Raw genomic sequence first — 11,626 nt, forward strand, 5'->3', positions numbered from 1 at the left:
ATGCAGGCAGAGAAGTTTCATGACCTCCCGCTTGAAGACGTGTTAGGTGACCGCTTTGCACGTTATAGTAAATATATTATTCAAGACCGCGCGCTTCCAGATGCGCGTGACGGTTTAAAACCGGTACAAAGACGTATTTTATATTCTATGTATGTAGAAGGAAACGTACATGATAAAGCGTTTCGTAAATCAGCTAAAACAGTAGGTAATGTTATCGGTAATTATCATCCACATGGTGATTCCTCTGTATATGAGGCGATGGTACGTTTAAGTCAAACTTGGAAAGTACGTAATGTTTTAGTTGAAATGCATGGAAATAACGGTAGCGTTGATGGGGATCCAGCAGCGGCAATGCGTTATACAGAAGCACGTTTATCACCAATTGCATCTGAGTTATTACGTGATCTTGATAAAGAAACAGTAGAATTTGTTTCAAACTTCGATGATACAAGTGAAGAACCAGTTGTATTACCGGCAATGTTCCCAAACTTATTAGTGAACGGATCGACAGGGATTTCAGCTGGTTATGCAACAGAAATTCCTCCGCATCACCTTGGAGAAGTAATTGATGCGACGATGATGCGAATTGATAATCCGAATAGTACTGTTGATGATTTATTAACAGTTATTAAAGGACCAGATTTCCCAACAGGCGGTATTATTCAAGGGATTGATGGTATTAAAAAAGCGTACGAAACAGGGAAAGGTAAAATTATTATTCGCGGAAAAGCAGAAGTTGAAACGATTCGTGGTGGAAAGCAACAAATCGTTATTACAGAAATTCCGTACGAAGTAAATAAAGCGAACCTTGTTAAAAAGATGGATGAATTACGTCTAGATAAAAAGCTAGATGGAATTGCTGAAGTGCGTGATGAGACGGACCGTACGGGTCTTCGCATCGTTGTAGAATTAAAAAAAGAAGTAAATGCTGAAGGTATTTTAAATTATTTATATAAGAATACAGATTTACAAATTCCATATAATTTTAATATGGTAGCGATAAATTATCGTCGTCCAACACTTATGACATTACCTAAAATTTTGGATGCATATATTGGACATCAAAAAGAAGTTGTTACGAGACGTTCACAATATGAATTACGAAAAGCAGAAAATCGTCAACATATTGTAGAAGGTTTAAAGAAAGCACTATCGATTTTAGATGAAGTGATTGAAACGATCCGTGCTTCTAAAGATAAACGTAATGCGAAAGATAACTTAAGTGCAAAATTTGGCTTTACAGAAGCGCAATCAGAAGCGATAGTTTCATTACAATTATATCGTTTAACGAATACAGATATTACAGCGCTAGAACAAGAAGCAGCTGAACTTAATAAGAAAATTATAGAGTTACAGTCGATTTTACAAAGTGAAAAAAGACTTCTTCAAGTTATTAAAACAGATTTGAAGAGAGTGAAGAAAACATATAGTGATGATCGCCGTGCGATAATTGAAGAGGAAATTGAAGAAATTAAAATCGATGTGGAAGTGATGATTCCGCAAGAAGATGTCATCGTTACTGTAACGAAAGAAGGATATGTGAAACGAACAGGTTGGCGTTCGCATAATGCATCGAACGGGAAAGACTTCGGTATGAAAGAGGGTGACATCTTACTTGAGCGTTTCGATACAAACACGACAGAAACCGTTCTTTTATTTACGAACAAAGGAAATTATATTTATCTTCCTGTATATGAAATGCCAGAAATTCGTTGGAAAGATTTAGGTCAACACGTTGCGAATCTTGTTTCACTCGAGCGAGATGAAGCGTTAATTTGGGCAACAGTCGTACCGAATTTTGAAGAAGAAAAACGATTTATCGTATTTGTTACACGAAACGGTATGATTAAGAAAACAGAATTAAATCAATATAAAGTGCAGCGTTATTCCCGGGCGTTCGTTGCTGTAAATCTGAAAAAAGATGATGAAGTTGTTGATATATTTGCGACAGATGGGACAAGTGATATTGTTCTTGCAACACATGGTGCATATGCACTTGTATTCAATGAAGAAGAAGTAAGTCCAGTTGGTGTAAGAGCAGCTGGTGTGAAAGCAATTAATTTAAAAGAAGATGACTATGTTGCTTCTGGTAAACCGTTAAATGGTGAAAAAGATCAACTTATTCTCGTTACGCAGCGAGGTGCTGTGAAACGTATAAAGGCATCGGAAATTGAGAAATCAACGAGGGCGAAGCGCGGCCTTGTAATTTTTAAAGAGTTAAAGCGTAATCCGTACCGCATTGTCGGTATTGAAATTGTTCGAGATGATGAATTAGTTTACATGAAGACAGAGAAACACATTGTAGAAGAAATTGATCCGAAAGCGTTTCGAAATAAAGACCGGTATAGTAATGGTAGTTTAGTACTAGATGTTAATGATACTGGTGAAGTAATTGAAACGTGGACGAAGAAAAGAACGTAATAAAGGGAGCATCTTGCTATGAATGATAGCAAGATGCTTTTTTCTAAGCAAATCATTATGTATATAAAAATAATCTTGTTATAATAATGAGATGAAATCGTTCTCATAAAGTGAAACTTTAATCAGTGGGGGTTTTCTTCATCCCCCACTGATTATTAGTTGAACCAATCGGGCTTTTACGAGCAGTTGATCCCTCACCTAACTTCTTTGCATTCGTTGAATTTTGAGGTAGGGATCTTACTGCCCGTTAGTGCGGGATAAATGGAGGGGCAACATGAAAAAAATAGGTGTAGGGATTGTCGGATTTGGATTTTCTAGTACAACATTTCACATCCCGTTATTACAAACGATAAAAGAATACGATATTCGTGCTATTTTATCATCAAAAGAAGAAGTAGTGAAACAAGCATTACCAAATACTGAAGTTGTTGGTACAATTGATGAATTAGTAAATCGGGCTGATATTGACTTAGTGGTCATTACTTCACCAAATACAACTCATTTTCCATATGTAAAAGAAGCGATTGTACACGGTAAGCATGTTGTTGTGGAAAAACCATTCGTTGTTTCAATTGAAGAGGGAGAAGAACTTATTTCATTAGCGAAGCAACATAATGTCGTTTTAAGTGTGTATCACAACCGTCGTTTTGATAATGATTTCTTAACGATAAAGAAATTATTAGAAGAAAACAGAGTAGGGAATGTATACGCATATGAAGCGCATTTCGATCGTTTCCGCCCACATGTACGTGACCGCTGGAGAGAAAAGAATTTACCAGGTTCAGGTATATTATATGATTTAGGATCGCATTTAATGGATCAAGCATTATCATTATTCGGGAAACCAGATGCGATAAATGCAGATGTAATAAAACAACGCCCAGGTGCAGAAATTGATGATTATTTCCATGTTGTACTTCACTACGGAGTAAAGCGTGTCATTTTACATAGTAGCAGTTACGTAAAACAAGCTGGACCACATTTTACATTACATGGAGACAAAGGTTCTATCGTGAAGTATGGTATGGATTCACAAGAAGAGCAGTTGAAAAATGGAATGAAGCCGGGCGACAATGGTTATGGCACAGACTCTGAAGAGAATTTTGCTACTTTAGAAACGGAAGAAAAGTTAGAGCGTATTCCAACAGAAGTCGGCTGTTATGACATGTATTATAAAGGTGTAAGAGATAGTATTGTAAATGGTGAGAAACCACCTGTAACAGCAGAAGAAGGCTTGGAAGTTATTAGACTGATTCAATTGGCAATTGAAAGTAGTGAAACTGGTAGAGTCATTTCAGTGAAATAAAAAAAGACACGATTCTGTGTCTTTTTTATTTTTACGGAACAGAAAGTCCGTAAAAGAACATCGTAACTATATCTTGTATATGTTTTTCTCGATCTCCTTCAAGAAGCTGTGCCCCGAAATCATCACCTAATTTAGTGAACATTTGAATGTAAAGTAACATCATTTCTTTTGAAAGGTGTGGATTAATTTCATTTTTGCGCTGTGCTTGTTCTAATATTTCTAAATACCACGGCAAGATTTTTTCGTTTTGATAACTATAAATAAATTCTCGGAGCGCTTCGTCTCTTTGCATCATTTGTAGTAACATATCAGGCTGAAATAACCCCCCAGTATTCATTTTTCTTACAATCATTTTTTGCATCATATCATGAAAAGGTAATTTTTCTTCTGCAAGCTCTTTATAATATTGAAATTCAGATATTATAAATTCTTGTATAAGTTCCCTAAATAACGCATCTTTACTTCCGAAATGATTATAAATTGTCACTTGAGAAACGTTTGCTTTTTTTGCAATATGTTCTATTTTCACTTCATTAAATCCACGTTCTGAAAATAATTTAAAGGCCGCATCTTTAATGGCACGTTTTTTCTTTTCTTTCACTTTTTCAAAGCCGTTCAATACAATCACCTCATTTAAAATATACAAGAAAAAATAATTGAAAACAATATTTTTGAAATATGGACATATAAATATTTCAAAAAGTTGTTGCGAATATGAAAGATGAGGAGTACAATAATTTTGAAATATCATATGTTAAATATTTCAAAAAATGAGGTGAGTTTATGATTTCAGTTCAAAATGTTACAAAACAGTTTTCAAATGGAAAAGGCTTGTTTGATATTACATTTGAAGTGAAAGAAGGAGAAGTTTTTGGCTACTTAGGACCAAATGGTGCTGGGAAATCAACAACGATTCGTAATTTAATGGGATTTATAAAACCGACGGCTGGTAAAGCGACAATTTTCGGATTAGATTGTTGGGAAGATGCTGCGAAAATTCAAAGAGAAGTTGGTTATTTACCAGGAGAAATTTCTTTTATTGAAGGAATGAACGGATTAGATTTTTTAAAGTTGATGCAAGGAATGCGTGGGCTAAAGGAAACGAAGAGACGTGATGACTTGATAGAGCGTCTGCAATTCGATGTGAAAACACCAATTCGAAAAATGTCTAAAGGAATGAAACAAAAAGTAGGGATTGTTGCTGCATTTATGCATGATCCAGAAGTACTAATTTTAGATGAACCGACATCAGGACTCGATCCACTTATGCAGCAACTATTTATAGATTTAATATTAGAAGAAAAGCAAAGAGGAAAAACGATTCTTATGTCGTCGCATATTTTCACTGAAATTGAGAGAACTTGTGACAGAGTGGCTATTATTAAAGATGGTTGCCTTGTAACAGTTGAAAACATTCATGATTTACAAGGTATGAGAAGACAGGTGATAGATGTAACTGTATCATTTCAAGAAGAAATCGAGTCTCTTAAACAATGTGATTTGCAATTTGAAGGAGTGAAAGGTAGAGAGGCGTCAATTATTGTGCAAGGAAACTATCAAACTGTTTTACAAATACTTTCAAACTATAATGTAACGGCACTTCAAACGAGAGCGACGGATTTAGAACATTTATTTATGCATTATTACGAGAAGAAAGAAGGGGTAAAGCATGAATAAACAACTATTTTTAGCTAGTTTGAAAGAAACTCAAAAAAGTATATTGAGCTATGCTACTGGTGCAGCTCTTTATTTATGGTTATTAATTTGGATATTCCCATCGATGGTTTCAGCGAAAGGGTTAAATGAATTAATAAGTGCCATGCCTGATAGTGTAAAAAAAATCGTTGGAATGGAAAGTCCGATTCAAAATGTAATGGATTTTTTAGCTGGTGAATATTATAGTCTATTGTTTATTATCGTTTTAACAATTTTTTGTGTCACGGTTGCAACGCATTTAATTGCTCGTCATGTAGATAAAGGGGCGATGGCATATTTATTAGCAACACCTGTATCAAGGGTACAAATTGCAATTACACAAGCTGCTGTTCTCATATTGGGGCTACTAATAATTGTAATTGTTACTTATGTAGCTGGTATATTAGGTGCAGAATGGTTTTTAAAAGATAATAACTTAAATCGAGAATTATTTTTGAAAATAAACATAGTCGGAGGGCTTATATTTTTAGTAGTTAGTGCCTATTCATTTTTCTTTTCCTGTATATGTAATGATGAAAGAAAGGCACTTAGCTACTCAGCAAGTTTAACAATCTTATTTTTCGTATTAGATATGGTAGGGAAATTAAGTGATAAGTTAGAGTGGATGAGAAATATATCCTTGTTTACATTGTTTCGTCCGAAAGAAATTGCTGAAGGAACATATAATATATGGCCAGTAAGCGTAGGCTTAACTGCTGGAGCGCTTTGTATCTTCATAGTAGCAATTGTAGTGTTTAGGAAGAGGGATTTACCGTTGTAAAGTAGAAAGTCCACTTAATTAGTGGGCTTTTTTTGATGAGGAGGAAACTAGTGAATCATTTATTTCCGATTAAGCTATACGTACATGATATTGAAAAATCAGTATTGTTTTATGAAACAATACTTGGATTAAATTTGTATAAAAGAAGTGAGCATATAGTACGTTTTAATCATGAGTGTTTTTCCCTATTACTAGCTAGCGATTCGACATTGAATGAAAACCATTATTTTTACAATCAAAAAGAAATGAAAGGAAATGGCTTTGAACTAATTATCGTTGTCGATCAGATTGAAGAAGTATATGAACGTTGTAAAGAGAAGCGATGCAGAATACAAGAAGAGATTCAAATTTATCCATGGGAGATGAGGGGATTTAAAGTTGTGGATCCAGATGGATATTTCCTTAGGGTTACGTCTAAGGAAAGGTAAACATGAAGAATGTTTACCTTTTTTGTGAAAATATTCAAAAAAAATGAACCTTTTTCTAGGCTACTCCGTCTAATACATGTAAAGTTAAATTTGAAGTGAGGATGAAACAGGAGGAGCAATTGTGAAAGTAATCCCTTTATATAAAATGATTGTAAAAGATGAAACAGATGTTTCCTTAGCGAAAAAGGGTAATCATGAGGCGTTCATGGCGCTTATACATACAGAAAAAGTGAAGATGTATCGCATTGCGAAGGCGATGTTACGTGATGAGACGAATATAGAGGATGCGATGCAGGCAACAATTTTAAAAGCTTATGAAAATATAAAAAAACTGAAAAAGGAAGAGTTTTTTCAAACTTGGCTAATTAGAATTTTAATAAATGAGTGTAACAATATAATTCGCTCTTATAAAAAAGTAATTGTAATTGAGGATCATGATAGTAATATGGTGGCGTTCGATCGATATGAAGATATTGATCTTTGTAATGCTATTCAGTCTTTAACGGAAGAACTAAGAGCTGTAACTGTACTTTATTATTATGAAGATATGAATCAAGAAAGTATTGCAACGCTTTTAGAAATTCCAAAAGGAACGGTTAAATCAAGATTGTCACGTGCAAGGGAGCAATTAGAAGAGCGATTAAAGATGGAGTAGGAGGTGGTTAAAATGGATAAAGAAAAATCATTTGATGAAAAATTAAAAAAGAGAATAGAAAAGGATAATACCGTATTGCCACAGGCACTAAACGAAAAAATTAATGATACACTTCGTAATCTTCCTGTAAAAAGAAAGAGTTATAGAGTACATATGATGTTTATTAGTGCCGCTGTTCTAACACTGTCAATTGTATCTATGTCTGAGTTTTCTATACAGAGCTTTGCACAAAATGGAGGGATGTTTAATTACGTAAAGAAGAATGCGTTTTTTGATTATGAGAATGAAGAAGAAATAAAGTCGAACGTCAATTATCCAGATAAGGAAAAGATTCATCAAAAGATGCTTGATTCAATTGATCATTTCCAAAATGTTTCAGGGCAATTCGAAGAATATTCTAGCTCTACAAGAATTGCTACAACATATAAATATGCGATTGATACGGAGAAACAAAGTGGTATTTCATCTAAAGAAGACAAACTATCGAAAAAAAGCACGATTATTTATAGCGAGGACGGAAAAAAAGAGTTTAATGATAAGAATAATACGTATAAAGAGACGAGATGGAGCCCAAAAGAAAGAAATAATGAACTATTAAAATTAAGCCCTAAGGAAAGGTTGTTGAGAAAATCAGGTGAGAAGAAACGGTATGATGACGAATATGTGGGATTCGCTAAGTACAGTATTCAATCAGAATTTGATGATCTATTAATTCGATATAAAGATTGGAGTTATAAAGAAACGAAGTATCTTGGACTCGATTGCTACAAAATAGAAGGGGTAATAAACATAGAAATGCCTGTAAGTACATCTGAAGATTTGAGAGGGAAATTTGAAATGGTTGTAGATAAAAATACGGGGATTATGTTGAAGTTCCTTAGTTTCCATGAAGGTATGATTCAATATTCGATTACGACTGAATGGATACAAATAAACAAAGGATTGAAAGAGAATGTATTTCAAAAGGATAGCACTAATTATGAAAAATTGAAAAACATATTAGATGAATAGAAAACGGAGGGAACTATATGGAGAATACCTCTCCTTCAAGAGAAAAGAAAAATAAACGAAAATATAAAAAGACAACGATAATAAGTGTATTGTTAGGAGTATTACTATTTGGCGGAGTTGGTTATGGTGCTTATGTATATATGAAAACTTCTAATCTCGTACAAAAATCTAATTTGAACTTATCGCGTGGTGAAAAATCAAATTTACGTGAGAAAGCTGTAAAGCCAATTGCAAACAACGTTTCAATGTTAATTATGGGAATTGATGAAAATCAAGAACGGCAAAAGGGGTATAATGGTGCATTTCATACGGATGCATTATTATTAGCTACGTTTAATAAAGAAGATAAGACAGTGAAGTTAACCAGTATACCACGAGATACATATACATATGTTCCAATCGAAAAGAAAAAAGATAAAATAACACACGCATATGGAAGTGGTTTCGTTAAAAACGGAAAAGATGGAGGACCACAAGCTTCTGTTGAGGCAGTAGAAAAGTTACTGCAAGTACCGGTAGATTATTTTGTGAAATTTAATTTTGGTTCATTTATTAAAATTGTTGATGGGCTCGATGGTGTTGAGGTAGATGTCCCGGTTGAATTTACTGAACAAAATAGTAAAGATGAACCTGATACGATTCACTTGAAAAAAGGGGTTCAAAAATTAACGGGAGAAGAAGCACTTGCTTTGGCGAGAACTCGTCATATTGATAGTGATGCAATGAGGGGACAGCGCCAACAACTTGTTATTGAGGCGATTTTAAGTAAATTAAAAAGTGTAGGGTCTATTACAAAACTGGAGAAAATGGTTGAGGCCGTCGATGGTGATTTTAAAACAAATTTAGCATTGGATGATATTTTATCTTTTTATAAATATGGTTTAGATTGTTCAGTTGAGAAGATTCAGCTAAATGGTGATGATTTATATTTACCAAATGGCCCAAATGGACAGCGTGTATATTATTATAATCCTAATAAAAAAGACTTACAAAATTTGAGTAATACACTCAGAACACATCTTGGATTAAGTGAGAAGCAAATTGAGGAAAACTAAAGCAGATGTTATATCTGCTTTTTTGTTTTTGTAGGAAAAAGATTTCTGAAATATACATTATTTATTAACGATAATCTACAGTCTGTTTATTAGAAAACATAATTAACACTATTAAATTAGTGTATATGTAACGATAAAAAACGATATTAAAAAACTATATGGAATTTTTATGAATATTACTGTAAGAAAATAATTTTTTAAAAATTATTAATAATAATACTTTACAAATTTTAAAAAATTAGTAGAATAAGAAGTAGTAAGAATCGTCTGATAAATATATAAAGAAAAACAGAATTATCAGAAAATTCTTAAATAGATATCGTTTAGAATTAGGGAGGGTACAGAAAATGAAAAAGAAAAAAATGAAAAAACTAACAGCAGTTGTAGTACCGGTTTTAGCAATGAGCATGGCATTAACAGCATGTTCTACATCAGGCGGGGATAAAAAGACAAGCACAAACTCAAGTGGAGATAGCAAGTCAGGGGAAAAATTAGCGGCAAAACAAGTATTGAATCGAACAGTAAACCAAGAGATTCCAACGATGGATTCTTCTAAATCAACAGATACAGTATCTTCACAAATGCTAGGGAATACGATGGAAGGATTATATCGTCTTGATAAAGATAATAAGCCTATTCCAGCTGCAGCAGAATCTAGCACGAAAAGTGAAGATGGTAAAAAATATACATTTAAACTACGTAAAGATGCAAAATGGTCAAATGGAGATCCAGTAACGGCGAAAGATTTCGTATATGCTTGGCAACGTCTATTAGATCCAAAAACAGCTGCGGAGTACGCATTTATTGCATTCCCAATTAAAAATGCAGAAGTGGTTAATAAAGGAGAAAAACCTGTAGCTGAATTAGGAGTGAAAGCGGTAGATGATCTTACGCTTGAAGTTGAATTAGAGCAAGCGGTACCGTACTTCTTAAATTTAGTAGCATTCCCATCGTACTACCCATTAAATGAAAAATTCGTAAAAGAAAAAGGAGAGAAGTTCGGTATAGAGTCTGATACAACAGTTTATAATGGACCGTTCGTTCTTAAAGATTGGAAGCATGAACAAGGATGGCAATTAAAGAAAAATGATCAATATTGGGATAAAAAGACTGTAAAACTTGAAGAAGTTAACTTCAGTGTTGTTAAAGAGCCAGCAACTCTTATTAATTTATATGATAGCGGACAAGTTGATTTCGCTTTATTAAATGGAGAGTTCGTTGATAAATATAGAAGTAAGAAAGATGAATTTGGCACATATTCACAAGTAAGTACGTACTTCATTCGTATGAACCAAAAACGTGCTGGACAAGACACACCATTAAAGAGCAAAAAATTGCGTGAAGCAATTGCACTATCAATTGATAAAAAGAATTTAGCAAATGTAATTTTAAATGATGGATCAAAAGAAGCTGATTTCTTAGTACCAAAAGGATTAGCGACTGGACCAGACGGTAAAGACTTCCAAGAAACGTTTAAAAACGGCTTGAAACCAGATGCTAAAAAAGCTGCAGCAGCTTGGGAAGAAGCGAAAAAAGAGCTTGGCAAAGATCAAGTTACAATTGAATTCTTAAACTATGATACTGGTAATGCGAAAAAAGTTGGAGAATATGTAAAAGATCAAATCGAGAAAAACTTAAAAGGTGTAACAGTTAACATTAAACTTCAACCATTTAAGCAAAAACTAAAATTAGAATCTGAGCAACAATATGATATTTCATACGGTGGTTGGAATCCGGATTATGCAGATCCAATGACATTCTTAGATATGTTTGAGTCTGGACATTCTCATAACCAAATGAGCTTCTCTGATCCTAAATATGATGAAATGGTGAAGAAGGCTGGTACTGAATTAATGGGTGATGCGAAAAAACGTTGGGAAGAGTTAGGGAAAGCTGAAAAAACATTACTTGAAGAAGATGTAGCGATTGTACCTTTATACCAACGTGGAGATTCTTATGTTTTACAACCAAGTGTAAAAGGTGTAGTAAAACATAATATCAGTCCAGAATTTAGCTTTAAGTGGGCATACGTGACTGAAAAATAATAGAGTTGAAAAAGCATTTCAAAGTAGCCCTGCTACTTTTGAAATGCTTTTTTTAGTGAGCTTAAAATACTAATTTTTAGTGCAGTTAAATAGAGAAGAATAAGGCGTATAGTACGTACATATAGTAGATGGGGGATAAATCATACTAAATTACGAAGATTAAAATCAGAATATTTAAAATAAAACTATTTACAAATGTAGAAAAAAGAGTAGAATAACATTAGTTATA

Annotated in this window: 10 protein-coding genes; 9 read left to right on the forward strand and 1 reads right to left on the reverse strand. The window is 33.7% G+C overall.

Annotation, left to right across the window (positions count from 1 at the left end; all coding sequences use genetic code 11):
* Both parC and QCI75_RS09865 read left to right on the forward strand, forming a co-directional pair.
* Entirely contained in the window at positions 1–2,421 is a 2,421-nt protein-coding gene (gene parC, locus QCI75_RS09860; protein ID WP_144503805.1) for a DNA topoisomerase IV subunit A, read from the forward strand.
* Positions 2,422–2,695: 274 nt separating this feature from the next.
* Complete coding sequence (locus QCI75_RS09865; protein ID WP_353760363.1) at positions 2,696–3,727, forward strand: oxidoreductase; 1,032 nt, start codon at positions 2,696–2,698, stop codon at positions 3,725–3,727.
* Between the two features lie 31 nt (positions 3,728–3,758).
* Here QCI75_RS09865 and QCI75_RS09870 read toward each other — a convergent pair whose 3' ends face one another.
* Complete coding sequence (locus QCI75_RS09870) at positions 3,759–4,346, reverse strand: TetR/AcrR family transcriptional regulator (protein WP_144503801.1); 588 nt, start codon at positions 4,344–4,346, stop codon at positions 3,759–3,761.
* A 164-nt stretch (positions 4,347–4,510) separates the two neighbouring features.
* Here QCI75_RS09870 and QCI75_RS09875 point away from each other — a divergent pair, with 164 nt between their 5' ends.
* The 7 genes from QCI75_RS09875 to QCI75_RS09905 all read left to right on the forward strand — a co-directional run bounded on the left by QCI75_RS09875 (position 4,511) and on the right by QCI75_RS09905 (position 11,397).
* Positions 4,511–5,404, forward strand: coding sequence for an ABC transporter ATP-binding protein (locus QCI75_RS09875; protein WP_353760364.1), 894 nt, complete (start codon positions 4,511–4,513; stop codon positions 5,402–5,404).
* Positions 5,397–6,203 carry an ABC transporter permease subunit gene (locus QCI75_RS09880; protein WP_144503797.1) on the forward strand — a complete coding sequence of 269 codons (807 nt, stop codon included), beginning with the start codon at positions 5,397–5,399 and terminating at the stop codon, positions 6,201–6,203. The genes QCI75_RS09875 and QCI75_RS09880 overlap by 8 nt, the downstream gene beginning before the upstream one ends.
* A gap of 50 nt (positions 6,204–6,253) precedes the next feature.
* Positions 6,254–6,631 (forward strand): VOC family protein, encoded by a 378-nt coding sequence (locus tag QCI75_RS09885; RefSeq protein ID WP_235676315.1) that lies wholly within the window; start codon positions 6,254–6,256, stop codon positions 6,629–6,631.
* A 121-nt stretch (positions 6,632–6,752) separates the two neighbouring features.
* Positions 6,753–7,286, forward strand: a complete 534-nt coding sequence (locus QCI75_RS09890; RefSeq protein ID WP_144503793.1) for an RNA polymerase sigma factor — start codon at positions 6,753–6,755, stop codon at positions 7,284–7,286.
* 12 nt (positions 7,287–7,298) lie between these two features.
* Entirely contained in the window at positions 7,299–8,297 is a 999-nt protein-coding gene (locus QCI75_RS09895; RefSeq protein WP_353760365.1) for an anti-sigma factor, read from the forward strand.
* Between the two features lie 17 nt (positions 8,298–8,314).
* On the forward strand, positions 8,315–9,352 hold the full coding sequence (locus QCI75_RS09900) for an LCP family protein (protein ID WP_144503789.1): 1,038 nt from the start codon (positions 8,315–8,317) through the stop codon (positions 9,350–9,352).
* 347 nt (positions 9,353–9,699) lie between these two features.
* Complete coding sequence (locus tag QCI75_RS09905; RefSeq protein WP_144503787.1) at positions 9,700–11,397, forward strand: peptide ABC transporter substrate-binding protein; 1,698 nt, start codon at positions 9,700–9,702, stop codon at positions 11,395–11,397.
* Positions 11,398–11,626 lie beyond the last annotated feature (229 nt).

Source organism: Bacillus cereus group sp. RP43, assembly GCF_040459645.1.
GTDB lineage: Bacteria > Bacillota > Bacilli > Bacillales > Bacillaceae_G > Bacillus_A > Bacillus_A mycoides_C.